The sequence below is a fragment of the Amycolatopsis vastitatis genome (assembly GCF_002234595.1).
Taxonomy (GTDB): domain Bacteria; phylum Actinomycetota; class Actinomycetes; order Mycobacteriales; family Pseudonocardiaceae; genus Amycolatopsis; species Amycolatopsis vastitatis.
In genome coordinates, this window is record NZ_NMUL01000012.1 from 244,788 (window position 1) to 269,601 (window position 24,814).

The 24,814-nt window shown below is 69.9% G+C and carries 31 protein-coding genes; 6 read left to right on the forward strand and 25 right to left on the reverse strand.

The genetic code is table 11. The features are described from left to right. Positions 1–103: 103 nt before the first annotated feature. From CF165_RS15410 to nucS, 3 genes are all read right to left on the reverse strand, one after another. A complete protein-coding gene (locus CF165_RS15410; protein WP_093948189.1) occupies positions 104–886 on the reverse strand; it encodes a hypothetical protein in 783 nt (260 codons plus the stop codon). Positions 887–1,271: 385 nt separating this feature from the next. Then, entirely contained in the window at positions 1,272–1,481 is a 210-nt protein-coding gene (locus tag CF165_RS15415) for a DUF1653 domain-containing protein (protein ID WP_093948190.1), read from the reverse strand. 1 nt (position 1,482) lies between these two features. Continuing rightward, positions 1,483–2,142 (reverse strand): endonuclease NucS, encoded by a 660-nt coding sequence (gene nucS, locus CF165_RS15420; protein ID WP_167441446.1) that lies wholly within the window; start codon positions 2,140–2,142, stop codon positions 1,483–1,485. A 37-nt stretch (positions 2,143–2,179) separates the two neighbouring features. Between nucS and CF165_RS15425 the strand changes: the two genes are divergently transcribed. Then, on the forward strand, positions 2,180–2,725 hold the full coding sequence (locus CF165_RS15425) for an NUDIX domain-containing protein (protein WP_093948192.1): 546 nt from the start codon (positions 2,180–2,182) through the stop codon (positions 2,723–2,725). On the opposite strand, the gene CF165_RS15430 is transcribed toward CF165_RS15425, so the two are convergent. The 3 genes from CF165_RS15430 to CF165_RS15445 form a co-directional block, all read right to left on the reverse strand. After that, positions 2,697–2,849, reverse strand: a complete 153-nt coding sequence (locus CF165_RS15430) for a DUF2867 domain-containing protein (protein ID WP_500676261.1) — start codon at positions 2,847–2,849, stop codon at positions 2,697–2,699. The two genes, CF165_RS15425 and CF165_RS15430, sit on opposite strands and share 29 nt — an antisense overlap. 189 nt (positions 2,850–3,038) lie before the next feature. Next, positions 3,039–3,806: an enoyl-CoA hydratase-related protein gene (locus CF165_RS15440; protein ID WP_093948193.1), complete on the reverse strand. Its 768-nt coding sequence runs from the start codon at positions 3,804–3,806 to the stop codon at positions 3,039–3,041. Continuing rightward, a complete protein-coding gene (locus CF165_RS15445) occupies positions 3,788–4,771 on the reverse strand; it encodes a GlxA family transcriptional regulator (RefSeq protein ID WP_093948194.1) in 984 nt (327 codons plus the stop codon). Before CF165_RS15445 ends, CF165_RS15440 begins: the two co-directional genes overlap by 19 nt. A gap of 71 nt (positions 4,772–4,842) precedes the next feature. Between CF165_RS15445 and CF165_RS15450 the strand changes: the two genes are divergently transcribed. After that, entirely contained in the window at positions 4,843–5,403 is a 561-nt protein-coding gene (locus CF165_RS15450) for a cysteine hydrolase family protein (RefSeq protein ID WP_093948195.1), read from the forward strand. On the opposite strand, the gene CF165_RS15455 is transcribed toward CF165_RS15450, so the two are convergent. The 4 genes from CF165_RS15455 to CF165_RS15470 all read right to left on the reverse strand — a co-directional run bounded on the left by CF165_RS15455 (position 5,396) and on the right by CF165_RS15470 (position 9,138). Beyond that, positions 5,396–7,414 carry a protein meaA gene (locus CF165_RS15455; protein WP_093948196.1) on the reverse strand — a complete coding sequence of 673 codons (2,019 nt, stop codon included), beginning with the start codon at positions 7,412–7,414 and terminating at the stop codon, positions 5,396–5,398. The two genes, CF165_RS15450 and CF165_RS15455, sit on opposite strands and share 8 nt — an antisense overlap. Positions 7,415–7,499: 85 nt before the next feature. Continuing rightward, on the reverse strand, positions 7,500–8,015 hold the full coding sequence (locus CF165_RS15460; RefSeq protein WP_093948197.1) for a hypothetical protein: 516 nt from the start codon (positions 8,013–8,015) through the stop codon (positions 7,500–7,502). 61 nt (positions 8,016–8,076) lie between these two features. Continuing rightward, complete coding sequence (locus CF165_RS15465) at positions 8,077–8,598, reverse strand: PH domain-containing protein (protein ID WP_093948198.1); 522 nt, start codon at positions 8,596–8,598, stop codon at positions 8,077–8,079. 9 nt (positions 8,599–8,607) lie between these two features. Further along, complete coding sequence (locus tag CF165_RS15470) at positions 8,608–9,138, reverse strand: hypothetical protein (protein ID WP_143268597.1); 531 nt, start codon at positions 9,136–9,138, stop codon at positions 8,608–8,610. A gap of 79 nt (positions 9,139–9,217) precedes the next feature. Between CF165_RS15470 and CF165_RS15475 the strand changes: the two genes are divergently transcribed. After that, positions 9,218–9,841 carry a LysE family translocator gene (locus CF165_RS15475; protein WP_093948200.1) on the forward strand — a complete coding sequence of 208 codons (624 nt, stop codon included), beginning with the start codon at positions 9,218–9,220 and terminating at the stop codon, positions 9,839–9,841. Beyond that, entirely contained in the window at positions 9,841–10,464 is a 624-nt protein-coding gene (locus CF165_RS15480; protein ID WP_093948201.1) for a LysE family translocator, read from the forward strand. The genes CF165_RS15475 and CF165_RS15480 overlap by 1 nt, the downstream gene beginning before the upstream one ends. On the opposite strand, the gene CF165_RS15485 is transcribed toward CF165_RS15480, so the two are convergent. Genes CF165_RS15485 through CF165_RS15495 form a run of 3 tightly spaced genes read right to left on the reverse strand, consistent with a single transcriptional unit; the run spans position 10,461 to position 12,896 of the window. Further along, on the reverse strand, positions 10,461–11,651 hold the full coding sequence (locus CF165_RS15485; RefSeq protein WP_093948202.1) for an alpha/beta hydrolase family protein: 1,191 nt from the start codon (positions 11,649–11,651) through the stop codon (positions 10,461–10,463). The two genes, CF165_RS15480 and CF165_RS15485, sit on opposite strands and share 4 nt — an antisense overlap. Further along, positions 11,648–12,466 carry an NmrA family NAD(P)-binding protein gene (locus CF165_RS15490; protein ID WP_093948480.1) on the reverse strand — a complete coding sequence of 273 codons (819 nt, stop codon included), beginning with the start codon at positions 12,464–12,466 and terminating at the stop codon, positions 11,648–11,650. Before CF165_RS15490 ends, CF165_RS15485 begins: the two co-directional genes overlap by 4 nt. Beyond that, entirely contained in the window at positions 12,459–12,896 is a 438-nt protein-coding gene (locus CF165_RS15495; protein ID WP_093948203.1) for a nuclear transport factor 2 family protein, read from the reverse strand. Before CF165_RS15495 ends, CF165_RS15490 begins: the two co-directional genes overlap by 8 nt. Before the next feature lie 97 nt (positions 12,897–12,993). Between CF165_RS15495 and CF165_RS15500 the strand changes: the two genes are divergently transcribed. Continuing rightward, positions 12,994–13,584 (forward strand): TetR/AcrR family transcriptional regulator, encoded by a 591-nt coding sequence (locus tag CF165_RS15500; protein ID WP_093948204.1) that lies wholly within the window; start codon positions 12,994–12,996, stop codon positions 13,582–13,584. A gap of 45 nt (positions 13,585–13,629) precedes the next feature. Here the strand turns inward: CF165_RS15500 and murA are convergent, their stop codons facing one another. After that, complete coding sequence (gene murA, locus CF165_RS15505; RefSeq protein WP_093948205.1) at positions 13,630–14,904, reverse strand: UDP-N-acetylglucosamine 1-carboxyvinyltransferase; 1,275 nt, start codon at positions 14,902–14,904, stop codon at positions 13,630–13,632. A gap of 61 nt (positions 14,905–14,965) precedes the next feature. Here murA and CF165_RS15510 point away from each other — a divergent pair, with 61 nt between their 5' ends. Continuing rightward, entirely contained in the window at positions 14,966–15,541 is a 576-nt protein-coding gene (locus CF165_RS15510) for a cob(I)yrinic acid a,c-diamide adenosyltransferase (RefSeq protein WP_093948206.1), read from the forward strand. Here CF165_RS15510 and aroA read toward each other — a convergent pair. The 11 genes from aroA to atpB all read right to left on the reverse strand — a co-directional run bounded on the left by aroA (position 15,538) and on the right by atpB (position 24,741). Then, positions 15,538–16,776 (reverse strand): 3-phosphoshikimate 1-carboxyvinyltransferase, encoded by a 1,239-nt coding sequence (gene aroA, locus CF165_RS15515; protein WP_093948207.1) that lies wholly within the window; start codon positions 16,774–16,776, stop codon positions 15,538–15,540. The genes CF165_RS15510 and aroA overlap by 4 nt on opposite strands. Positions 16,777–16,785: 9 nt before the next feature. Next, the gene (locus CF165_RS15520) at positions 16,786–17,106 is read right to left on the reverse strand and encodes a putative quinol monooxygenase (RefSeq protein WP_093948208.1); all 321 of its coding nucleotides are present in this window, start codon (positions 17,104–17,106) and stop codon (positions 16,786–16,788) included. A gap of 54 nt (positions 17,107–17,160) precedes the next feature. Continuing rightward, on the reverse strand, positions 17,161–17,595 hold the full coding sequence (locus tag CF165_RS15525) for a DUF2550 domain-containing protein (RefSeq protein WP_093948209.1): 435 nt from the start codon (positions 17,593–17,595) through the stop codon (positions 17,161–17,163). A 25-nt stretch (positions 17,596–17,620) separates the two neighbouring features. Continuing rightward, positions 17,621–17,986, reverse strand: a complete 366-nt coding sequence (locus tag CF165_RS15530) for a F0F1 ATP synthase subunit epsilon (protein ID WP_093948210.1) — start codon at positions 17,984–17,986, stop codon at positions 17,621–17,623. A gap of 157 nt (positions 17,987–18,143) precedes the next feature. Next, positions 18,144–19,571: a F0F1 ATP synthase subunit beta gene (gene atpD / locus CF165_RS15535; RefSeq protein WP_093948211.1), complete on the reverse strand. Its 1,428-nt coding sequence runs from the start codon at positions 19,569–19,571 to the stop codon at positions 18,144–18,146. Beyond that, complete coding sequence (locus CF165_RS15540; protein ID WP_093948212.1) at positions 19,571–20,512, reverse strand: F0F1 ATP synthase subunit gamma; 942 nt, start codon at positions 20,510–20,512, stop codon at positions 19,571–19,573. The genes atpD and CF165_RS15540 overlap by 1 nt, the downstream gene beginning before the upstream one ends. Before the next feature lie 11 nt (positions 20,513–20,523). Continuing rightward, positions 20,524–22,164 (reverse strand): F0F1 ATP synthase subunit alpha, encoded by a 1,641-nt coding sequence (gene atpA, locus CF165_RS15545; protein WP_093948213.1) that lies wholly within the window; start codon positions 22,162–22,164, stop codon positions 20,524–20,526. Between the two features lie 57 nt (positions 22,165–22,221). Continuing rightward, positions 22,222–23,049 (reverse strand): F0F1 ATP synthase subunit delta, encoded by an 828-nt coding sequence (locus CF165_RS15550; protein ID WP_093948214.1) that lies wholly within the window; start codon positions 23,047–23,049, stop codon positions 22,222–22,224. A gap of 6 nt (positions 23,050–23,055) precedes the next feature. Beyond that, on the reverse strand, positions 23,056–23,607 hold the full coding sequence (locus tag CF165_RS15555) for a F0F1 ATP synthase subunit B (protein WP_093948215.1): 552 nt from the start codon (positions 23,605–23,607) through the stop codon (positions 23,056–23,058). Between the two features lie 32 nt (positions 23,608–23,639). Continuing rightward, positions 23,640–23,900, reverse strand: a complete 261-nt coding sequence (locus CF165_RS15560) for an ATP synthase subunit C-like protein (protein WP_093948481.1) — start codon at positions 23,898–23,900, stop codon at positions 23,640–23,642. Positions 23,901–23,955: 55 nt separating this feature from the next. Next, the gene (gene atpB / locus CF165_RS15565; RefSeq protein ID WP_093948216.1) at positions 23,956–24,741 is read right to left on the reverse strand and encodes a F0F1 ATP synthase subunit A; all 786 of its coding nucleotides are present in this window, start codon (positions 24,739–24,741) and stop codon (positions 23,956–23,958) included. Positions 24,742–24,814 lie beyond the last annotated feature (73 nt).

The following is a 24,814-nucleotide window of genomic DNA, read 5'->3' on the forward strand; positions in this document are numbered from 1 at the left end:
TCGGCACGCTGACGCGTCCAAAGTGCACAGAGGGCGCGTCTTCCCGGCCTTGACCAGGGAAGACGCGCCCTCGTTCACGCGCGCCGCGGGAGCGGTGCGCCGATCAGCGGTCGGTCGGAACGGCGAACTCGGACCCCTCTTCGTGGATCAGGACGGCGAGGACGTCGTCGGGCAGATAGGTCCGGTGCGGGAAGCCCGGGCCCCACGAGTTGAGGATCGGCACGGCACCCAGCTCGTCGGCCCGCGGGTTGGCGAGCACGGTGTGCACCTCGGCGACCGACTTCGCCCAGCGGAACATCGTGATGCCCTCCCCGGCGTCGGGTGTGTAGTTCTCCCGGGCCTGCCAGTCGTCGTCGGCGTCGGCGGGGTCGAAGACGACGTGCCCCTTTTCCTTGAGGACCTCGGCCGCGGCGCGAACCGACGTGCCGTTCGTGTCGCCGGGGTTGGTCTCGGGCCACTCGTCGCGCTTCTTGGCCTGGTCCCAGAGCCAGCGGGCCGCGTACTCCTTGCCATTGAAGATCGACATGCAGCGCGACCAGCCGAACCCGACACAGGCACCCTCCTGGCCCTGGTCGTAGAACTTGTACCAGTCGTCGATGTCCTGCTTCGCGCCGCCCGGTTCGAGGCACACACAGTGGCCGCCGCGGATGTGGCCGATCTTCTTGGCGCCGTCCTTCGCGATGAAGTACTCGCCGGACCTCTCGTCCTTCTCCGGCTGGTCGAACGCGGAGTACCAGTTGATCCCGATCACGACCGGCCTGGGGCCGAGCGGCTTGCCCGCGGGCATCGCGGACAGCGGATACCTTTCCACGTGCCGCCAGTCGTCCGGAATCAACCGGCCCAGGCGCGGGTCGGCCGGATCGGAACCGAGTGGGCGATAACGCATGACATCCTCCTTCGTGCAGATGAAATCGCGCGCATACCGGCCGGATGGCATGAGCACACCGAGCTCGAAGGCGGACTGAAACGTTGGCACGACAACTAAAGACGGCCGAGCACGCCACCCTCCGGCCACGCCGGACGCACCGGCGGAACCCCTCGAAATCGAGTGTCGCACGAGGACAGCCAAAGGGATCCGAAACTCACCCGAACAGCGCAGGAATCGCCGTGAAAAAAATATCTGCCACCACTACGGGGGCTATCGGGTCAAGAATTTCCTGGTGGAGTATTCAACGAAGAATCAGATACATTGATTTCGGCATCGATTCGGTATCGGCGCCAGGAGGTGCCCTTTCGGGCGATCCCGGGACCAATTTTTCAACGGTACGGCTTCAGTCCGTCACGCGCCGGAACCGCGGCACCGGGCCGCCGGCGGTTTCGACGGTCTCGGTGAACATCGCCACCGGGCGGACCCAAAGCCCCATCTCGCCGTAGAGCGCGCGATACACCACGAGCTCCTCTTCGGTCTCGCTGTGGCGGGCCACGCCGAGCACCTCGTACTCGCCGCCCTTGTAGTGGACGTGACGACCGGGCTCGACCACGTCAGAACAGCCGGAACTCGTCGGACTCGATGCCGCGCAGCTCGTCGTAGTCCAGCGTCAGGCAGCGGATGCCGCGGTCCTCGGCCAGCGTGCGGGCCTGCGGCTTGATGATCTGCGCCGCGAACACGCCCTGCACCGGAGCCAGCAGCGGGTCGCGGTTGAGCAGCTCCAGGTAGCGCGTCAGCTGCTCGACGCCGTCGATTTCGCCGCGGCGCTTGATCTCGACCGCCACCGACCGGCCGTCGGCGTCGCGGGCCATGATGTCGACCGGGCCGATCGCCGTCGGGAACTCGCGGCGGACCAGCGTGTAGCCGTCGCCGAGGGTCTTGATGTGCTCGGCCAGCAGTTCCTGCAGGTGCGCCTCGACGCCGTCCTTCTGCAGGCCCGGTTCCGCGCCCAGCGCCTGGGAGTAGTCGTGGAAGACCTCCTCGATGGAGATCACCAGCTTCTCGCCCTGCTTGTTTTCGACGATCCAGAGCGGGCCGTCCTCGATCAGCCAGCAGGGCGGGCTCATCCAGTTCAACGGCTTGTACGCACGGTCGTCGGAGTGCACCGACACCGAGCCGTCGGACTTGACGAGCAGCAGGCGGGTGGCCATCGGCAGGTGGGCGGTCAGCCGGCCGGCGTAGTCGACCTGGCACCGCGCGATCACGAGACGCACCCGAGGAGGGTAGGACAGGGTCGGTGATACTGGGCGCGTGGACCCCATTCAGCGTGTCGCGTCCCGCGAGGTGTACCGGAACAACTGGATGACCGTGCGGGAGGACGAGATCCGCCGCTCCGACGGCTCGGCCGGCATCTACGGCGTGATCGACAAGCCGGCCTACGCCCTCGTCATCGCCCAGGACGGCGACCGGTTCCGGCTGGTCGAGCAGTTCCGCTACCCGATCGGCGAGCGACGCTGGGAGTTCCCGCAGGGCACCGCGCCCGGGCTGGCGGACGTGCCGCCCGCCGAACTCGCCGTGCGCGAACTGCGCGAGGAGACCGGGCTGCGCGCCGGCTCGATGGTCGCGCTCGGCAAGCTCGACGTCGCGCCCGGGATGAGCAGCCAGCGCGGCTGGGTGTTCCTCGCCACGGACATCACCGAAGGCGAGCCGGAGCGCGAGCACGAGGAGCAGGACATGCGCAGCGCGTGGTTCTCCCGCGCGGACGTCGAGAAGATGATCCTCGCCGACGAGATCACCGACGCGCAGTCGATCGCCGCGTGGGGCCGGCTCATGCTCGTCGAGCGGCACCGGCCTTGAGCATCCCGCGGATCACCAGGTGGTGGAACGGCTTGATCAGCGCGAAGTAGGCCGGCCCGACGCGGTTGTGGAAGTGCACGACCGTGCCGACCCGGAAGCCGCGTGGCACCGCTTGGACCGTCAGGTTCGGCCTGCTCCACGAACCGCGTGGTGCATCCGGCCTCGAAGTGCTCCGGCAGCGCGGTGCGGTAGCCGCTCAGGCCCTTGAAATGGTGGTAAAAGGAGCCCTTCGACAGCCCGAGCAGCTCGGTGAGCCGCTCGATGGTCCACCCGGCCGCGCAAAACGTTCCCTGTGAAAGTGACGCTTCGAGGGTTAGTCGGGCCAGGACGGCTTGCGCTTCTCCAGGAACGCCGCCATGCCTTCGCGGGCGCCGGGCAGCTGCGACGCCGCGGCCATGACCTCCAGCGCGATCGCGTACGCGTCGGCCTCGGGCCGGTCGAGCTGGGCGTAGAGCGTCACCTTGCCCATCGACTTGCTGGCGCGGCTGCCGCGCGTCGCCCGCGACAGCAGGTCCCCGACGGCGTCGTCGAGCTGATCGTCGGGCACCACCCGGTTGACCAGGCCCCAGTCGAGCGCGGTCGCCGCGTCGACGACGTCGCCCGTCAGTGCCATCTCCATCAGCCGCTTGCGGCCGATCGCGCGCGCCACCGGCACCGCCGGCGTGTGGCAGAACCAGCCGCCCTTGCCGCCCGGCAGCGCGAAACCCGCCGACTCGGCGGCCACGGCCAGGTCGCACGACGCCACGAGCTGACAGCCCGCCGCGGTCGCCAGGCCATGCACCCGCGCGACGACCACCTGCGGGATCGACTGCATGGTCTTCATCAGGTCGGTGCACAACGTCAGCAGCTCGCGCACGCCCATCAGGTCGCGCTTGGCCACGTCGCCGAAGTCGTGCCCCGCGGAGAACACCGGTCCCGCGCCGGCCAGCACGACGCCGGTCGCGTCGGACGTCCCCGCCGCGCGGAACGCGACGAGCAGCTCGGCGAGGTGGTCCGCGGACAGCGAGTTGCGCCGCTCCGGCCGGTTCATGGTGATCGTGACGGTATCGCCGTCCCGGCTCATCAGGAGGTGCTCGTACATTCCCCGACCGTAGCCCCTCCGGAGCGGAATGTGCGCCGGTAACTGTCCGGGCCGACGCCCACCTCGGCCCGCATCCGCCGCCGCAGGTTGGCCGCCGTGCCCAAACCCGACCGCTGCGCGACCCGCTCGACGGGCAGCGCCGTCGTCTCCAGCAGCCGCTGCGCGTACCGGACGCGCTGCACGCGCAGCCAGCGGCCCGGCGTCACGCCCGTGGCCGCGGCGAACTCGCGGTGGAACGTCCGCTCGCTCATCCGCGCGTGCCCGACGAGGTCCTCGACGCCGATCCCGGAGCCGAGGCGGGCCAGCGCCCAGTCCATTGTGGACGCCATTCCGGGCTGGGAAGCCGCCGGCGGCAACGGGTTGTCGACGTACTGCCGCTGCCCGCCTTCACGGGCCGGTGGCATCACCAAGCGCCGGGCGAGTGCGGCGGCGACGTCCGCGCCGTGGTCGCGCCGGACCAGGTACAGGCACAGGTCGAGGCCGCCGACGACACCCGCGGACGTCAGCACGCCCCCGTCGTCGGTGTACAGGACATCGCGGTGCAGGTCCGCCCGCGGCGCGACGCGGGCCAGGGCGTCGAGGTCGCGCCAGTGCGTCGTCGCCGGACGGCCGTCGAGCAGGCCGGCGGTGGCGAGGGTGAACGCCCCGGAGCACAGCCCGGCGACGGTCCGCCCCTCCCGGTGAGCCCGCCGCAGCGCGGTGCCCGCCGCCGCGGGCACGGCGGCGAGCGGGTCGTCGCGGCCGGGTGCCAGCACGAGGTCGCAGCCGTCGAGCCCGGCGAGCCCGTGGGTCGCGGCGACGTCGCCGAACGGCGACACGGCCGTGCGGACCCGGCCGGGGCTGCACAGCCGCACGGTGAAGGGGCCGATCCCGCTGTCGGTCCGGTCCTGGCCCCACACCTCGCCGATCACCGCGAGGTCGAACATCCGGGTGCCCGGCAGCAGCAGGACGCCGATGGTGCGCATGGCAGGAAAGTACCGCATCGCGCGTCTTCTGCCACTCCCCCGAGCCCGTCACGATCGCGAGACTCGAGGGCATGACCGAAACGGCACTCATCCTCATCGACGTCCAGCGCGGGTTCGACGACCCGGAGTTCTGGGGCCCGCGCAACAATCCCGGCGCCGAAGCCAACATCAAGGCGCTGCTCGACGCCTGGCAGGAGCGGCGGCTCCCGGTGGTGCTCGTGCACCACGACTCGCCGAAGCCCGGCTCGCCGCTGCGCCCCGGTCAGCCGGGCAACGACTTCAAGCCCGAACTCGACGGCGCGCGGGCGGACCTGGTGTTCGGCAAGAAGGTCAACTCGGCCTTCATCGGCGACGTCGACCTCGACGCGTGGCTGCGCAAGCGCGGCATCACGAGCTTCGTCCTGGCCGGCATCCAGACGAACTTCTGCTGCGAAACCACCGCGCGGATGGGCGGGAACCTCGGCTACGCCGTGACTTTCGCCCTCGACGCCACGTTCACGTTCGACCTCGAAGGCCCCGACGGCAGTGTGCTCGCCGCCGACGAGCTGTACCGCGCGACGGCGACCAACCTGCACGGCGGCGGCTTCGCCACCGTGCGGTCCACAAAGGACATCCTGGCCGGGCTCAGCTGAGGCCGTTGCGCTCCCGGATCAGCGAGACGATGCCGTCCATGATCCCGGTCAGCTCGTAGTCCTTGGGCGTGAACACCCGGGCGATGCCGCGCTCGGTCAGCAGCGCGGCGTCGTCCGGCGGGATGATGCCGCCGACGATCACCGGCACGTCGCCCGCCCCCGCGGCGCGCAGGCCGTCGACGACGTGCGGGACGACCTCCAGGTGCGAGCCGGACAGCACCGAGAGCCCGACGACGTGCACGCCCTCCTGCACCGCGGCCGCGACGATCTGCTCGGGTGTCAGGCGGATACCCTGGTAGACGACCTCGAACCCGACGTCGCGCGCCCGGACGGCGACCTGCTCGGCGCCGTTGGAGTGGCCGTCGAGGCCCGGCTTGCCGACCAGGATCCGGAGCCGCTCGCCCAGCTCGGCTTCGGTTTCCCGGACCCGCGCGCGCACCCGCTCCAGCTCCGGGTCGCCCGCGCCGGCGACGGCGGACGCGGACACCCCGGTGGGCGCCCGGTATTCGCCGAACACTTCGCGCAGCGCGCCGGCCCACTCGCCGGTGGTCACCCCGGCCCGCGCACAGTCCACAGTGGCCTCGAAGAGGTTTTCCGTGGTCTGCGCGCGTTCCTTCAGCGCGGTCAGCGACCGCTCGACGGCGCCGTCGTCGCGGTGGGACCGCCATTCCTCGATCGCGGTGACGGCGGCCTTCTCGACGGCGGGGTCGATCGTCTCGATCGCCTTGGCGCCCTCGGCCTGCAGCGGCGACGGCTCTGTCGTCTCGAACTTGTTGACGCCGACGAGGACACGCTCGCCGTTCTCCACCCCGCGGCGGTACTCGGCCAGGGAGGTGACCAGCTGCGACTTCATGTAGCCGCTCTCGACGGCGGCGACCGCGCCGCCGAGGTCCTGCACGCGGGCGATCTCCTCGCGGGCACCGGCCATGATCTCGTCGACCTTGGCCTGGATGACGTGCGAGCCGTCGAAGATGTCCTCGTACTCCAGCAGGTCCGTCTCGAACGCGAGCACCTGCTGCATCCGCAGGGCCCACTGCTGGTCCCACGGCCGGGGCAGGCCGAGGGCTTCGTTCCACGCGGGCAGCTGGATCGCGCGGGCGCGGGCGCCGCGGGAGAGCGACACCGCGAGCATCTCCAGCACGATCCGCTGGACGTTGTTCTCCGGCTGGGCCTCGGTGAGGCCGAGCGAGTTGACCTGGACGCCGTAACGCAGGCGGCGCGCCTTCGGATCCGTTACGCCGTAACGGTCGCGGGTGAGCTCGTCCCAGAGCGCGGTGAACGCGCGCATCTTGGCCATCTCCTCGACGAACCGGACGCCGGCGTTGACGAAGAAGGAGATCCGCGCGACGACCTTGGCCATGTCGGCCGCGTCGACCTGCCCCGAGTCCCGGACGGCGTCGAGCACGGCGATCGCGGTGCACAGCGCGTACGCGACCTCCTGCGTCGGCGTCGCGCCGGCTTCCTGCAGGTGGTAGCTGCAGATGTTGATCGGGTTCCATTTCGGCACGTGGTGCACGGTCCACGCGATCATGTCGGTGATCAGCCGCAGGCTCGGTCCGGGCGGGAAGATGTAGGTCCCGCGGGACAGGTACTCCTTGATGATGTCGTTCTGCGTGGTGCCGGTGAGCTTGGCGAGGACTTCGTCGACGTCCCGGCCCTCGGCTTCGGCCTGCTCACGCGCCACGGAGACGTACAGCGCGAGCAGCCACATGGCGGGCGCGTTGATCGTCATCGACGTGTTCGCCTCGGCGAGCGGGATGCCGTCGAAGAGCCGCCGCATGTCGCCGAGGTGCGACACCGGCACGCCGACCTTGCCGACCTCGCCGCGGGAGAGCTGGTGGTCCGGGTCGTAGCCGGTCTGGGTTGGCAGGTCGAAGGCCACCGAGAGCCCGGTCTGCCCCTTCGCGAGGTTGCGCCGGTAGAGCTCGTTCGACGCGGCCGCGGAGGAGTGCCCGGCGTAGGTCCGCATCACCCACGGTCGGTCTCGCTCGCGGTCCGTTGGGTACGGCACTGGGCACCTCCGGCGGTGGACGTTTCATGGAGTGTACCGGCCGGTAACTTATGCGGGCAGTGGAATCGGACACGTCCGGGTGAGGTCAGGCCGGCCGGGCCTGCGCCCGCGCGATCAGGTCACGCACCCGCTCGGCCTCCGGCACGGCGACCAGGCCCGTCACCATCAGGCCGAACGACGAGGGACCGGGCCCCGGAGCGATCCGCGAGAACCTGCCGAAGTCGACGGTTCCGCTGCCGTCCTGCCGGATCCGGGCGACCGGCGGCGGCAGCGTGGCGAGATACGTCGACGCGCCAGTCCTTCCCGAGAAGCGATCGGCCAGCACGATCCGCCGGTCGGTCACGACGTACTCGACGCGGCGCCGCGCCCGCAACCTGGCGACGACCGGCCCCCAGGTGAACGCGAGACCACTCAGCCCGAGGGCCCATTCGAAGATCGACATCGGGTCGTGCCTGGCCACCGGGACCACGAGGGTCGCGATCCCCCAGACCAGGCCGATTGCGAACTGGTACAAGTCGAACCGAGCAAGGGTGAGACGCTGCGGCCGTCCCGACCACAGCAGCCGCTCACCCGGCAGCAGAACGTTCGTCGGCACATCCACCGCGACCTCCCGGCGCTCCTTGCCGGGCTGACGCTCGTGAGGGTCGCGCAGGTTGCCCCGCTCAGGCGGCTGAGCTGTCCGCTTCCGGCGGGGCCTGGCGGCCCTTGGCCTCGTCGATGGCCTTGGTGAGCAGGTCGCGGACCCGCTTGGGCTCGCCGACGCCCATCAACGTCACCGAACCGGACTCGCCGAACGCGATGGTGCCGGTGCGGGACGGTCCCGGCTTGAGGACCGGCGCCGACAGGCCGGCCAGCTCGCTGGAGCGTTCCTTCTGCCGGAACAAGCCGGTGCGCGCGATGATCCGGCTGTCCGTCACCGCGTAGGTCGTGCGCCCGAGCGCCAGGTACCGGACCACGGACCGGCCGACCGCGCCGTAGCCGCCGAGCACCAGCGCCACCACGGCCGCGGCCATCGTGAGGCCGCTCGGCTGCTTCGTGAGCAGGTACCAGAGAGCGGCGGCGGCGAGGACGAGTCCGGCCGGGGCGATCACCCCGTCCGCGGAGACGTAGAGCGGACGCTGGACCGGCTCTCCCGCCCAGAGCACGCGTTCACCGGGCAGAAGATCGATTTCGCCAGCTGACATGGCCGAACACTACTCTGCGGAGGCCCCTCCCGCCGAGTCCCGCGCGCGGCGCACGTGTTCGTACACCTTCTGTGCGTGGTCGATCGCGCGGAGCACCAGGTCGCGCTCGGCATACCGGTCGAAGTGGACGACCCGGCGCAGGCGCCGGTCCTCCGCGCCGGCGAAGGTGATCGTCCCGGTGCCGTCGGGGTGCTGCCGCAGCACCGCTTCAGGCAGCTCGGCCATCGGGTAGACCCGCTCTTCGAACTTCCCTTCTTCGTCGGTGTGGACCACGATCCGCCGGTCGGTCACGAAGTACTCGACCAGCTCGATGGCGTTCTGCCGCTGCCGGGCGACGAGCGCGGCGACGCTACCCACGGCGATCGAGACGACCGCGCCCGTGACGTCCCCGAAGACCACGAACCAGCCGGTCACGCTCAACCAGAGCACGAACAGCGCGACGAGCAGCTTCCTGTTCTTCACCACGGCCGGCACGAGCCGCGGCGAACACTGCCAGAGCAGGTTTTCGCCGTCGGCCAGCCTGAGTTCCCCCCGGTTCACGCAGCCCAAGCTACGCGATGAACCGTGTGACGGAAATCCGCGAGACCCAACCGGTACCCGTCGATTAGCGTGGACAGCCGTGACGTGGAGTGTGTACGGGAGTTACCTGGTCATCGTGGTCCTGATCGTGCTCGCGCCGGGACCGGACACGATGGTGATGCTGAAGAACGCGCTCTCCGGCGGGTTCCGGGGCGGGCTGCTCGCGTCCCTCGGCATCGTCACTGGGAACGCCGTCCAGGGCACCGCCGCGGCGCTCGGGCTGGGCGTCCTCATCGCACGGTCGCAGCCGGTCTTCCTCGCGCTCAAGTGGGCCGGCGCGGCCTACCTCGTCTTCCTCGGCGTCCAGGCGCTGCGCGGCGCGTTCCGCGGCAGCTACGCCCCGGTCGAGGAGGTCCAGCGACGCCGGGGCGGCGGCTTCCGGCGGTTCCGCGAAGGGTTCCTCTCCAACGTCACCAACCCGAAGGTGCTGGTGCTGTTCCTGTCCGTGCTGCCGCAGTTCCTGACGGCCGAGTCGACCGTCGGGGACTCGCTGCTGCTGGCTTACACCGTCGCCGTGCTCGGCGGGCTGTGGCTGCTGGCGCTGCTGCTTTTCGTGCACCGCGTCCGGACGTGGCTGGGACGCCGCCGGGTGCGCCGTACCCTGGACGGCGTCACCGGCACCGCGCTGCTCGGGTTCGGCGCCGCCCTCGCCTTGGAGTCCTGATGACCTGGAGCACGTACGCCGCTTTCGCCGGAATGATGGCGTTCCTGGCCATGATGCCGGGCCCGGACACGATGGTCGTGCTCAAGAACGCCCTGACCGGTGGCCCCCGCGGCGGCTGGGCGTGCGCCGGCATCTCCGTCGCGAACGTCCTGCAGGGCACGGCGGCGGCGCTCGGGCTGGGCGCGGTGATCACGCGCTCCCAGCCGGTGTTCGAAACGGTGAAATGGCTCGGCGCGGCATACCTGGTCTTCCTGGGCGTCCAGGCCCTCCGCGGCGCCTGGCGCGGCGACTACGAAGCGCTCGACGACGTCCGCAAGGCCCGCGCGTCCCGGGGACGGCGGTTCCGCGAAGGGTTCCTGTCCAACATCACCAACCCCAAGGTGATCGTGCTGTACCTGTCGGTCCTGCCGCAGTTCCTCACCCCCGGCGTGACGGGCCAGGGTGACGCGCTGCTGCTGGCTTACACCGTCGCCGCCTTCGGACTGGTGTGGCAGGTGCTGCTGCTGTTCTTCGTCCACCGGGTCCGGGGCTGGCTGCAGCGCCGCCGGGTGCGGCGGACGATGGACGGCGCCACCGGGGTGGCGCTCGTCGGTTTCGGCGCGGCACTCGCCCTCGAGGGTTAGAGCGTCCGGTCCAGCCAGTCGTAGATCCGGCCGGCCGCGAGCCGCTGGGCGCCGACGTGGCAGTGCGCGTCCGCGCCTTCCTCCGCCGTGAACGTCATCAGCGTCTTCGGTGCGTTCAGGTGCGCGTACAGCCGCCGCGGCTCGGTTTCGGTCTCGCCGCCGAAGAACAGGTCGTCCGCCGCTTCGCAGACCAGCGTCGGGCACGCGATCTTCTCCGCGACGCCGCCTTCGAGCGTGTACTCGAGGTACTTCGCGACGAACTCGCGGTCGGTCGCCGCGCCCAGGACGTAGCGGCCGTGGTCGCACGCCCAGCGCAGCGTCGGGCTCGCCTGCCGTCCCGCGGCGAGCAGCGCGTCGAACTCCTCGTCGTGCTCCGCCCGGGCGCGGCGGGCGATCTCCTCGCGGGGCCACGGCAGCGTCGACGTCACCGCGGCACCCGCGTCGTAGACGCCGTCGACCGCGACGACCGCCGCCAGCCGGGGCTCGAACGCCGCCGCGCGCGGAGCCAGCATGCCGCCGAGGCTGACGCCGAGCAGCGCGATCCGCGCCGGGTCGACGCCGTCGAGCCCGAGCACGAAGTCCACCACCGGCGTGACGGCGTGCTCCCAGTCCGGGCGGAACACCAGCTTCTCGCGCCGGACCGCGCTCGGCTGGCCCGGGCCGTCGAAGGTGAGTACGTGGTAACCGCGCTCGGCGCCCGTCGCCGCACCCATGAAGTGGAGCTCCTCGGCGCTGCCGTCGAACCCGTTGTGCATGATCAGCACCGGCTTCGGGCCCGCACCCGGCGCGCGGTAGAGGTAACCGCGCAAAACCGTTCCGTCGTAAGGGATTTCGACCGGCTCGGCGACCTGCGCCCGCCGGAAGCATTCGACGCTGCGGTCGTAGGCCGCCGCGATCCGCGGGTCCGCCGGGTCACCGTGCAGGAAGAACTCGGACGAGAAGTAGTACGTCGACGCGCGCAGCAGCAGATCCCGCGCGGTCACCGGGCCGGCGTCGGCCGCTTCCGCGTACAGGCGGTCGGCCAGGGCGCGGTAGGCGTCGTGCCAGCTGTCGTAGTCGCCGGCCGTCACGCTCGACGCCGCGGCGAGCACTTCGCCGAAGTCCGAGCCGCCGTAGGCCGCGTGGCCGAACAGGCGCAGGGTTTCGAACCAGAACTGCCGGTCCTCTTCGAACAGGAGCTGCTTCATCGGATCTCCTTTGCCACGAAGGTTTCGAACGCGCGGGCGGGCCGCCCGGTGACCTGTTCGACGGCCGCGGTGACGCGGTCTTCGGCGCCGTGCCGGATGTCCTCGTCGAGCGCGGCGAGGACGGCGGCGAACTCCTCCGGCAGCCCGGAAGCCGTCAGCCGGGCGGTGAACTCCGCGGTGCCGACCGCGCGGTGCCGCACCGGGCGCCCGGTGTGCGCGGCGACGATCTGGGCGGCTTCGGCGTAGCTCAGGGCCGCCGGCCCGGTGAGGACGTGTTCAGTGTTGTGCGGTTCGGGGTCGGTCAGCGCGCGGACGGCGACCGCCGCGATGTCGCCGGCGTCGACGAACGCGACGCGGGCATCGCCGGTGGCAGTGACGATCTCGCCGTCGCGCACCCCGCGGGCGACCAGGTGCTCGCCGGTGAAGTTCTGCATGAACCAGCTCGGCTTCAGCACGGTCCACTCCGGCGCCGCGCGCACCAGCCGCTGCAGGTCGCCGAGCCCGGGGCTGTCCTCGGTGACGGCCGACGAGCTGAGCAGGACGACCCGCCGCACCCCCGCGTCGAACGCCTTCGCCAGGAACGGCTCCACCAGCGCCGCCGGCGCGGCCTCGCCGATCGGCGCGACGAGGTAGACGGCGGTGGCGCCGCGCACCGCGTCCGCGTGGGTGGCGCGATCGGTCCAGTCGAACCGGACCTGACCGGCCTCGCCCGGCTTCCGCGTGGCGGCCCGCGCCGGGACGCCCCGCTCGCGGAGGCCCGCGACGACCCGGCGCCCGGTGGTGCCGGTGCCGCCGAGGACCAGGACGTCAGCCACGGGCACCGCCCGCGAACGCCGCCGTCAGCTCTTCGACGCCGCCGAGGACCTCGGCCGCGGCGAGCGGGCTCCAGTAGTCACGGTAGCGCCGGATTTCACCGTCCTCGACCGTGATCACGGCGATGTACGACAGCTCGTACGGCTTCCGCGACGCCACCACGACTCCCGCGACGGTGAACTCGACGACGACCACGGCCGGGTCGGCGGTTTCGTGCACCGTCTTGGCCGTGACCTCGCGGATGTCGAGGAGGTTCGGGTAGTCGCGGAGGTACTCGCGGATCGCGTCACGACCCTCGACTCGCGTCGGGTAGCCCGGCCCGGCGAACGGGAACTCGAGGACGCCGTCGGCGGCCCAGAGCCCGGCGAACCCGGCCATGTCGTGCTCGAGCAACCGGCCGAGAGCGTGCTCGACGAGGTCTCGTGGCTGCATGGGAACTCCTTCGAAAACGTTAGGACGAGACGGTACCGTCTCGACGTCAAGAGTAGACGGGACGGTACCGTCCCGTCCACCCGCTAGACTGCGACCCATGCCACGCACCCCGACCGGCGCCGCGGTCCTCCAGCCCGAGGTCACGCAGGCCATCACCGAAGCCGTCATGTGGGAACTCGCCGAGCAGGGCTACGGCCGGCTCTCGATGGAAGCGGTGGCGAAACGCGCCGGCGTCGGCAAGAGCGCGCTGTATCGGCGGTGGGTGTCGAAGGACCACATGATCGCCTCCGTGGTGACGGAGTTCAGCGTGAACCGCGCAGCAGAAGTGAACACTGGTTCACTGCGGGGCGACCTGCGCGAAACGATGCAGGCTCTGATCGACTGGCTCACGCACCCGCTGTTCTCGCGGATCCTGCCGGACCTGGTCGCGGAGGACGCCCGCCACCCGGGCTACGGCGACGGCTTGCGCGGGGCCATCGGCGGGCCGCGGCGCGAGGTCGGCGAGGCGATGCTGCGCCGGGCCATCGCGCGCGGCGAACTGCCCGGGGACCTCGACATGGAGCTGGCGCTCGACGTCCTGGCCGCGCCGATCTACTGGCGCCTGGTGGTCCGGCAGGCCGAGGCGGAGCCGGACTACGTGGACCGGCTGGTGGAGTACGCCCTGCGCGCGCTCGGCGCGCAGGGCTGAGACGACCAGGGCTCCGCCCCCGGGAATTCGTTAACTGCCGTTAACTCACTTCCGGTCGGGCTCGCCGGCGACGCGCTTGATGTCGGCACCCAGCCGGTTCAGGTTCTCCACGAAGTGCGGGTAGCCGCGGTCGATGTGGAAGACGTCCCAGACCTCGGTGACGCCGTCCGCGCACAGGCCCGCCAGCACCAGCCCGGCGCCCGCGCGGATGTCCGACGCCCAGACCGGCGCGCTCGAGAGCCTTTCGACCCCGCGGACCACCGCGTGGTGGCCGTCCGTGCGGGCGTCGCCCGACAACCTGACCATCTCCTCGATGAACCGGAAGCGCGCCTCGTAGACGTTCTCCGTGATCATCGACGTGCCTTCCGACACCGCCGACAGCGCGACCGCGAACGGCTGCAGGTCGGTCGCGAACCCGGGGTACGGCAGCGTCACCCAGTCGACCGCCTTCGGGCGGTCCGGCTGGACCACGCGGAAACCCTTGTCGCCGAACGTCTCGACGTCCGCGCCGGCCAGCTGCAGCTTGTTCAGCACCAGGTCGAGGTGGTGCGGGTTGACGCCGCGGACGGTGATGTCGCCGCGGGTCATCGACGCGGCGAACGCCCAGGTCGCGCCCACGATCCGGTCGCCGATGACGCTGTGCTGGGTCGGGTGGAGCTTCTCGACGCCGTGGACCGTCAGGGTCGACGTCCCGGCGCCTTCGATCTTCGCGCCCATCTCGGTGAGCATCGTGCAGATGTCGGCGATCTCCGGCTCGCGCGCGGCGTTGTCGATCACCGTCGTGCCCTCGGCCAGCACGGCCGCCATGAGGATGTTCTCGGTCGCGCCGACGCTCGGGAAGTCCAGCCAGATCTGCGCGCCGACCAGCGTCTCGGCCTTCGCGACGACGCAGCCGTGTTCGATCGTGCTCGTCGCGCCCAGCTTGCGCAGGCCGTTCTGGTGCATGTCCAGCGGGCGCGAGCCGATCGCGTCGCCGCCCGGCAGCGCGACGACGGCCTGCTTCAGCCGTCCGACCAGCGGCCCCAGCACGCAGACGGACGCGCGCAGCTTGCCCATCGCCGCCGAGTCCGCGCGGTGCGACAGCTCGGCCGGCGTGGTGATGGTGGCGGTGTCGCCCTCGATGACGACCTCGCAGCCGACGCTCCGCAACACGTCGCCCATCAGCGGGACGTCGAGGATCTGCGGGCAGTTCGTGATGGTCGTGGTGCCCTCCGCGAGGAGGGCGGCGGCCATCAGCTTCAGCACGCTGTTCTTCGCGCCGACCACGTCGACCTCGCCGACCAGCCGGGCTCCGCCATGCACGTCGAAGTGCTCGCTCATGGCCGCCAATCATGCCCTCTCGCCCGGATTCGGCCCGGGCGGGGGCCGCTATGGTGGGTTCATGGTCGTTCGCATCAACCGCGTGTACACGAAGGTCGGCGACAACGGCACGACCGCGCTCGGCGACGGGTCCCGCGTGCCGAAGACGTCACCGCGACTGGGTGCGTACGCGGACACGGACGAGACGAACTCGGTGCTGGGACTGGCGATCGCGGTCGGCGGGCTGTCCGGCGAGGTCGCGGACGTGCTGCGGACGGTGCAGAACGATCTCTTCGACGTCGGCGCCGATCTGTGCCTGCCGATCTCCGACGACCCGCCCTACCCTCCGCTGCGGATCACCGAGACCTACGTGGAGCGCCTGGAAGGCTGGTGCGACGAGTTCAACGAGCGCCTGCCGAAGCTGACGTCGTTCATCCTGCCGGGCGGGACGCCGGGGGCGGCGTTCCTGCACCAGGCGAGGACGGTGGCGCGCCGGGCCGAGCGCTCGGCGTGGGCGCTGTGCGAAGCGGAGCCGGAGACGACGAACCCGATCGCGGTGAAGTACCTGAACCGGCTGTCGGACCTGCTGTTCATCCTCGCCCGGCTGGCCAACCCCGAGGGTGACGTGCTGTGGCAGCCGGGCGGGCAGCCCGCTTAGATCCCCCAGCTCCGCCGCAGGGTCCCCAGCGCCTGGTGGAAGCCGGGGAACGTCTTCTTCACGCATTCCGGATCATCCAGGGTGACGTCGTCGACCAGCAAGCCCGTGATGCTGAACGCCATCGCGATCCGGTGGTCACGGCGGCACGCCACGAGCGTGCCCGTGGGCCGGCCCGGCTGGATCTCGATCCAATCGCGGCCCGTCTCGACCTCGACGCCCATCGCGCGCAGGTTCTCCTCGCACGCGTCGAGCCGGTCGCACTCCTTGATGCGCGTGTTGTAGACGTCCTCGATGCGGACCGGACCGGACGCGAACGGCGCGATCGCCGCCAGGGTCGGGACGGTGTCAGAGATGTCGCGCATGTTCACCGTGATCCCGCGCAGTCCGTCCGACGGGCCGGCCACCGTCACCGAGTCCGGCGCCAGCTCCACGTGCGCGCCCATCTGCTCCAGCACCGACGCGAACCGCACATCACCCTGCAGGGCGTCCGAGCCGAGGCCCGGGATGGTCACCGTGCGGCCGGTGACCGCCGCCGCGGCGAGGAAGTAGCTCGCCGTCGACGCGTCCGGCTCCACCGGGTACTCGCACGCCTGGTACGGCTGCGCCGGGACCACGAAAGTCTGGCCCTCGCGGCGGACGTCGACGCCGAAGCGGCGCATCATCTCCAGCGTGATCTCGACGTACGGCACCGAGACGAGGTCGGTCACCGTGATCCGCAGGCCTTCCGCGGTCAGCGGCCCGACCAGCAGCAACGCGGTCAGGAACTGCGACGACAGGCCCGCGTCGAGGGTCAGCTCGCCGCCCTTGATGCCGTTCGCGCGGACCGTCAGCGGGTGGTGGCCCGGCTCGCCCCCGAAGGCCAGGTCGACGCCCAGCTCCTGCAGGGCGTCGGTCAGCGGCCCCAACGGGCGGCGGCGCATCTGGCCGGACGCGTCGAAGTGGAACGTGCCGGTGCCGGCCGCGGCCAGCGCGGGCAGGAACCGGGCCGTCGTGGCGCCGTCCCGGCAGAAGACGTCGGCTTCGGCGACACCCGGACCCGACGGCCTGCCCTCGATGGTCCACGCCCCCGGCTGCCGGTCGACGCGGTAGCCCAGCTTGACCAGACCCTCGGCGAAGCCCTCGGTGTCGTCCGAGTGCAGCGGACGGCCGAGCACGGTGGTGCCGTGCGCGGCGGCGGCCAGGAACAGGCCACGGGCGGTGACGGACTTGGAGCCGGGGATCTCGACGAGGGTCACACCCCTAGTTTAGTGCGGGGAAATCTCGGCCATCGGGCCCCAGTCGGAGGCGTCCTGGACGTTGATGATCCGCGGGTTGTCGGAGATGTACTCGCCCAGCGTCGCGACAGCCGTCTTGAAGTGCTCGGAGCCGACGTGCGCGACGGCCGCGTCCTGCCCTTCGAAACCCTCGACGAGCACATACGTGTTCTTGTCGTCGACGCTGCGGGACCATTCGAAGAACTTGTTGCCCGCCTCGGCGCGGGTGCTGCGCGTGAAGTCCCCGACGATGTCCAGCCAGGAGTCCGCGTACTCGGGCTTCACCGGCCACTTGACCACGATGAGAATCATGGCTTCAACGGTAAGCCCGCGAAGCGCCACAGAACGTCTCGGAATGAGACAGCGTTAAGAGGCACGAGGGAGGCGTCGCCCGGGCGGGGCGGACTCGAGCCAGGAGAGGAAGCCCGTCAGCGCGCCCGGCCCCATGGCGATCTCGATCGCCTCCTGGGTTTCGGACTCGCAGCGCAGCACCGTCGAGCCCTCGGGAACGGCGTAGGCCTCGGTGCCGGACGGGTCACGGCGGTCGGCGATCAGCATGCTCTCGCGCTGGAAGACGCGGTCCGCGCCGGTCCGCAGGCTCCACACCCGGTACCAGACGAACTCGTCGCCCTCGTAGCGGCCCAGCCCCAGGTGCCAGCTGGACCGCGGGCTGTCCGGACGCCACCGCAGCGCGACGCTCACGCCGCCACCGCGGCGCATCCGGATCCACCGCTGGCCGTACCAGGCGGCCAGCACCGCGAGCACGATCAGGAGCCCTGCTACGACCACGGTGATCTTCACGGCCCGGCTCCTGCCCGTCTCGCGCTCAGGCCGACTGACCCGCTGCGCGGAGCTGGGCCGAGGCCCTCGCCCGCTCGGTTTCGTCGTCCCCGGTCAGGGCCGCCTTGGCTGCTTCGACGTCGATCTCGTCGGAGAGCTCGGCGCTCTCCGCGAGGATGCTCACCCCGGTGCCGGTCACGGAGAGGAACCCGCCGTGCACGGCCGCGCAGACCGTCTCGCCGTCGGTGGTCGCCACCTTGACCACGCCACCCTCGACGAGCTGCCCGAGCACGGGTTCGTGACCGGCCATGATGCCGATCTCACCCTCGGTGGTCTGGGCCACCACGAAAGTGGCAGTACCCGACCAGAGACGGCGCTCGACGGCCACCAGCTCCACGGACATCTCAGCCACGTAGCACTCCTTCGCTCGGGGTGTTACCACCGAGTGTAATAGGTCTGACTCAAGCCCCGCCGACGTACTTCTTCCCGCGGAGGCGGCTTGGATTCAAATAGGCGAACGGCGGGGGCTAGAGTCCATAGTGGACACTGCCCCCGCCGTCGTCAGGACATCACTTCTTGGTGATTTCCTTGTACTTCTTATCGAGGTCCTCGAGGCCACCGATACCCAGGAACGCCTGCTCCGGGTAGTGGTCGAAGTCACCCTTGGTGATGCGGTCGAACGACTCGATGGTCTCCGACAGCGGCACCGTCGAGCCCGGGATCTGCGTGAACGCCTCGGCGACCAGCATGTTCTGCGACAGGAACCGCTCGATGCGGCGCGCGCGCTGGACGGTCAGCTTGTCCTCTTCCGACAGCTCGTCCATACCGAGGATCGCGATGATGTCCTGCAGCTCCTTGTACTTCTGCAGGATCCGGATGACCTCGGACGCGACGCGGTAGTGGTCCTCACCGACGATGGCCGGGTCGAGGATCGTCGACGTCGACGCCAGCGGGTCCACCGCCGGGAAGATGCCCTTCTGGAAGACACCACGCGAGAGCTCGGTGGTGGCGTCCAGGTGGGCGAACGTCGCGGCCGGGGCCGGGTCGGTGTAGTCGTCCGCGGGGACGTAGATCGCCTGCATCGAGGTGATCGAACGGCCACGGGTCGAGGTGATCCGCTCCTGCAGCTGCCCCATCTCGTCGGCCAGCGTCGGCTGGTAACCCACGGCCGACGGCATGCGGCCCAGCAGGGTCGACACCTCCGAGCCGGCCTGGGTGAACCGGAAGATGTTGTCGATGAACAGCAGCACGTCCTGGTTCTGGACGTCGCGGAAGTACTCCGCCATGGTCAGCGCGGACAGCGCGACGCGCATACGCGTGCCCGGCGGCTCGTCCATCTGGCCGAAGATGAGGGCGGTGTCGTTGATGACGCCGTCCTCGGACATCTCCAGGAAGAGGTCGTTGCCCTCACGGGTGCGCTCGCCTACGCCGGCGAACACCGAGGTACCACCGAAGTTCCGGGCGACGCGGGTGATCATCTCCTTGATGAGCACCGTCTTGCCGACGCCGGCACCGCCGAACAGGCCGATCTTGCCACCCTCGACGTACGGGGTCAGCAGGTCGACGACCTTGAGGCCGGTCTCCAGCATCTTCGTCTTGCCTTCGAGCTGGTCGAAGGACGGCGCGCTGCGGTGGATGCCCCAGCGCTCGAGGTCCTCGCCGTAGCCGGGCTCGTCGAGGCACTCGCCGAGGGCGTTGTAGACGTGGCCCTTGACCTTGTCGCCGACCGGGACCGTGATCGGGCCGCCGGTGTCGGTGACCTCCGCGCCGCGCACCAGGCCGTCCTGCGGCTGCAGGGAGATGGTGCGGACGAGGTTGTCGCCCAGGTGGCTGGCGACCTCGAGGGTCACCGTCTTGCGCAGCTGCTCGAACTCGATCTCGACCTTGAGCGCGTTGAACTGGTCGGGCACGGAACCGCGCGGGAACTCGACGTCGACGACCGGACCGGTCACCGACACGATGCGCCCCTTGGCGCGCGGGGCTTCAGTACTGGTCATCAATCATCACTTCCTGCTGCGGTGAGCGCGTTCGCGCCACCGACGATTTCGGAGATCTCCTGGGTGATCTGCGCCTGGCGGGCCTGGTTCATCTCCCGCGTCAGGTTGCCCACCAGGTCGTTCGCGTTGTCCGACGCCGACTTCATCGCCGTCCGGCGGGCGGCCAGCTCCGAAGCCGCCGACTCCAGCAGCGCGGCGTAGATCCGCGTGTTGATGTACTTCGGCAGGAGCGAGTCCAGCAGCTTGTCGGCGCTCGGCTCGAACTCGTAGCTGGGAAGCAGCTCGCCGGGCTCCGGCTTCTGCTCCTCGTCCGTGTACTCGACCTCGAGCGGCGCGACGCGCTTGGCGGTCGGCCGCTGCGTCAGCATCGACACGAACTCGGTGTAGACGATGTGGATCTCGTCGACACCGTTGATGCCGTCACCGTCGCCGTGCGCGTCGTCGGCGCCGAGCATGAACGACTCGACCAGGGTCTCGCCGGCGGAAACCGCGTTGGCGTAACCCGGCTGGTCGGAGAAGCCCGTCCAGCTGTCCTCGACCGGGCGGTTGCGGAACCGGTAGTAGTTCAGCCCCTTGTTCCCGGTGACGTAGACCTGCGGCTCCTTGCCCTCATCGCGGAGGAGGGCGAGCAGCTCTTCGGTCGCGCGCAGCACGTTGGAGTTGTACCCACCGCACTGGCCCTTGTCACTGGTCACGACCAGGACGGCGGCCCGCTTCGGGTTCGGGCGCTCGACCAGCAGCGGGTGGTCGAGGTTGGCCGCCGCACCGGCCAGCGCCGAGAGCACCTTGGTGATCTCGTCCGCGTACGGCCGGGAAGCGGCGACCTTCGCCCGCGCCTTGGTGATGCGCGCGGTGGCGATGAGCTCCATCGCCTTCGTGATCTTGCCGATCGACTTGGTCGCCTTGATGCGCGACCGGAGTTCCCGGAGTTGTGCGGCCATGAGCTATCAGCTCACTTCTTCGGGGCGGGCTTGTTGACCTTGACGGTCTCGTGCCCGACCTTGTCGGCGTCCATCGCGTCGGCGTCCGCCTCGACCAGGGACTTGCCCTCGGAGGTGGTGAACTCCTTCTTGAACTCGTTCACCGCTTCGACGACGGCTTCGCGGGTCTCCTGCGGGAACTTGCCCGACTCGCGGATGCCCTTGATCAGGTCGGCGTGCTTGCGGCGGGCCGAGTCGATGAACTCGTGGTTGAACCGGCGCACGTCCTCGGTCGGGACCGAGTCGTAGTGGCCGTTCGTGCCCAGGTACACCGTGAGGACCTGCTCCTCGACCGGGATCGGCGAGTACTGCGGCTGCTTGAGCACCTCGTACAGCCGCGCACCGCGCTCGAGCTGCGCCTTCGACGCGTCGTCGAGGTCCGAGGCGAAGGCCGCGAAGGCCTCCAGCTCGCGGTACTGCGACAGGTCGATCCGGAGCGAGCCCGCGACGTCCTTCATCGCCTTGACCTGCGCGGCACCACCCACGCGGGACACCGAGATACCCACGTCGATGGCCGGGCGCTGGCCGGCGTTGAACAGGTCCGACTGGAAGAAGCACTGGCCGTCGGTGATCGAGATGACGTTCGTCGGGATGTAGGCCGACACGTCGTTCGCCTTGGTCTCGATGATCGGCAGGCCGGTCAGCGAGCCGGCACCCAGCTCGTCCGACAGCTTCGCGCACCGCTCGAGGAGACGGGAGTGCAAGTAGAAGACGTCGCCGGGGAACGCCTCGCGGCCCGGCGGGCGGCGCAGCAGCAGCGAGATCGCGCGGTAGGCGTCGGCCTGCTTGGTCAGGTCGTCGAACACGATGAGGACGTGCTTGCCCTCGTACATCCAGTGCTGGCCGATGGCCGAGCCGGTGTACGGCGCGATCCACTTGAAGCCGGCCGAGTCGGACGCGGGGGCCGCGACGATGGTGGTGTATTCCAGCGCGCCGGCGTCCTCGAGGGACTTCTTCACGGCGGCGATCGTGGAGCCCTTCTGGCCGATCGCGACGTAGATGCAGCGAACCTGCTTCTTCGGGTCGCCGGTCTCCCAGTTGGCCTTCTGGTTGATGATCGTGTCCACGGCGACGGCGGTCTTGCCCGTCTTGCGGTCACCGATGATCAGCTGGCGCTGGCCGCGCCCGATCGGCGTCATCGCGTCGATGGCGGTGATGCCGGTCTGCAGCGGCTCCGACACCGGCTGGCGCTCGACCACCGAGGCGGCCTTCAGCTCCAGCGCGCGGCGGTCGGTGGTCTCGATGTCGCCGAGGCCGTCGATCGCCTGGCCCAGCGGGTTGACGACGCGGCCGAGGTAGCCGTCGCCGACCGGCACCGACAGGACCTGCCCGGTGCGCTTGACCTGCTGGCCCTCTTCGATGCTTTCGAAGTCACCGAGGATCGCGGCACCGATGGAGCGCGCGTCCAGGTTCAGGGCGACGCCCAGGACGCCGCCGGGGAACTCGAGCAGCTCGTTGGCCATGGCCGAGGGAAGGCCCTCGACGTGGGCGATGCCGTCACCCGCGTCGATCACGACGCCAACTTCTTCCCGGCTCACGTCCGGGGCGTAACTCGAGACGTAGTTCTCGATCGCGCTACGGATCTCATCCGAGGAGATCGTCAGCTCGGCCATGTCTTTCCCGCTCTCGCTTCGTTCTTGCCAGTATGCAAAGTCTTGTGTGACCTGGGGCTATGCCCGGGCCAGCCGCCTGCGCAACGCCGCCAGCCGGCCCGCCGCGCTCCCGTCGATGACCTCGTCGCCGACGCGGACGACGAGCCCGCCGCCGAGCCGGGGGTCGACCTCGATGTGCAGCGCGATCGATCGGCCGTAGATGGCGTTGAGCTTCGCACCCAGCTGGGCGGTCTGCTCGTCGGTCAGGGCGCTGGCGCTGGTCACGTAGGCGACCGAGCGCTCGCGGCGTTCCGCGGCCAGCTTGACCAGCGCGTCGAGCCCGATGCCGACGCCGCGGCCCTTCGCCCGGCGCACGACCTGCTCGACGAGGGTTTCGGTGACCACGTCCACCTTGTCGGCGAACAGGCCGCGCACCAGCGTCCGCTTGGCGTCCGCAGGGGCGGCCAGGTCCGACAGCGCGGTTTCGAGTTCCGGGTGGTTGGCCACGACGCGTGCGACCTGGAACAGCTGAGTCTCGACGGCGTCGATGTTGCCGGTCTTCTCGGCCGCGGAGAGCAGCGCGGAGTGACCGAGCGATTCGAGTCCGTCGACCAGCTGACGCGGGCTGGACCAGCGGCTGCCCGCCACGGCGTCGAGCACCTTCAGCGCCGGTTCGGACAGCTTGCCGTCGAACAGCCGGCGCACCAGCGCGGTGCGCGCCTCCGGCGTCACCGAGGCATCGCTCACCGCCCGGCGCAGGCCGATCTCCCGGTCCAGCAGGTCGACGACCGAGAGCAGCTCGTCGCCGACCGAGGAAGACACCGTGGCGTCGGCGTCGGCCAGAACCTCGCCGAGGCGTTCCTCGGCGAGGCTGAGCGCTTCACGGCTCGCAGCATGCAGCGTCATCTCTGGTTACTTCCCCGCTCCGTTGGAGGCACCGGCGGTCTCCAGTTCCGCCAGGAACCGGTCGACGGTGCCGCGGCGGCGCACCTCGTCCTCGAGCGACTCGCCGACGATCCGGCTGGCCAGCTCGACGGCGTTGCGGCCCATGTCGGCCCGCAGTTCGGCGATGATCTGCGCCTTCTGGGCCTGGAGCTGGGCCTGGCCCTGGGCGACGATGCGCTGGGACTCGGCTTCCGCCTCGGCCCGCAGCTCCGCCTTGATCTGCTCGGCTTCGAGCCGGGCGTCGTCGCGGATCTTGGCGGCCTCGGTCCGGGCCTCCTTGAGCTGCGCCTGGTACTTCGCCAGGGCCTCTTCGGCCTGGGCCTGGGCCTTCTCGGCCTTCTCGATGCCCCCCTCGATCTTCTGCGCACGCTCTTCGTACGCGGCCTCGAAGCGAGGGACGACGTACTTCTTGAGGATGAACAGCAGGATGAGGAAGGCGACGATGCCGAGGATCAGCTCCGAGATGTCGGGGACGATCGGCAATGGCGTCTCCGACGCCAGCACCAGTTCGTTCGTCACGGCAAGGCCTCCTTAAACGATGAGCGGACGACTCAGCCTGCGGAGGCGATGAAGTAGATGACGATGCCGATCAGGGCGAGCACCTCGGTCAGAACGAAGGTGGAGAAGCCGATGCCCTGCAGCTTGCCCTGGGCCTCCGGCTGACGCGCGGTGCCGTTGATGACGGCGGCGAAGATCAGGCCCACACCGATGCCCGGGCCGATCGCGCCCAGGCCGTAACCGATGGCGGCGAGACCGGGGTTGATGTTGGCGGCCTGCTCCGCGGCGGCCTGGGCCAGAACGATGTTGCTCACGTGCATTTCCCTTCACTTCGGTCCACGCGCTCGCGTGGATCGGGGGCTTGTGTTCTCAGTGCTCCGACGCCAGCGCGGCGCCGATGTACCCCGCCGAAAGCAGGGCGAAGATGTAGGCCTGCAGCACCTGGATGAAGGCCTCGAGGAACGTCATCCCGATGGCGAAGATCCAGGCGACCAGGGAAACCGGCTTCAGCGCCCAGCCCGACGTCTCGGTCAGCAGGAAGGTCCCGCCGAGGGTGAACACCGCCAGGATCAGGTGACCCGCGAACATGGCGGCGAAAACACGGATGGCGAGCGTGAGCGGGTTGAGGAAGAACTTCTCCGCGAACTCGATCAGCGCGAACAGCGGCAGCACCAGCGGCGGCACGCCCGGCGGGGCCAGCTCCTTCTTGAAGTAGCGGCCCAGGCCGTGCTTCTTGATCCCGGCGTAGTGGTACACCGGGTAGACGACGAGAACCGACAGGGCGACCGGGAAGCCGAATCGCGCCATGGTCGGGAACTGGAGGAACGGGATGATCCCGTAGAGGTTGTTCACCAGGATGAAGGTGAACAACGAGAAAACGAGCGGAATGAACCGCTTGAAGTCGTGCGAGCCGATCTGTTCGCGCGCGATGTTGTTGCGGCTGAAGTTGTAGATCGACTCGGCGACGAACTGTCCCTTGCCCGGAACGACCTTCAGCTTGCGGGTCGCCAGCAGGAAGTACGTCGCGATGATCACGACCGAGAGCACCACAAGCACCATCGGCTTGGTTACCGAGCCGAAGATCGGCGGCAAGATGAAGCTTCCGGCGCCGGGGGGCTCGAACGTCGCACCCTCGGCCAATACCAGCGCGCCCACTGGGCTCCTTCCGGTTCTCCCGGCCGGCGTTCACTCCGCCGGGGGAATCGTCACGATCTGGACTTAACGTACC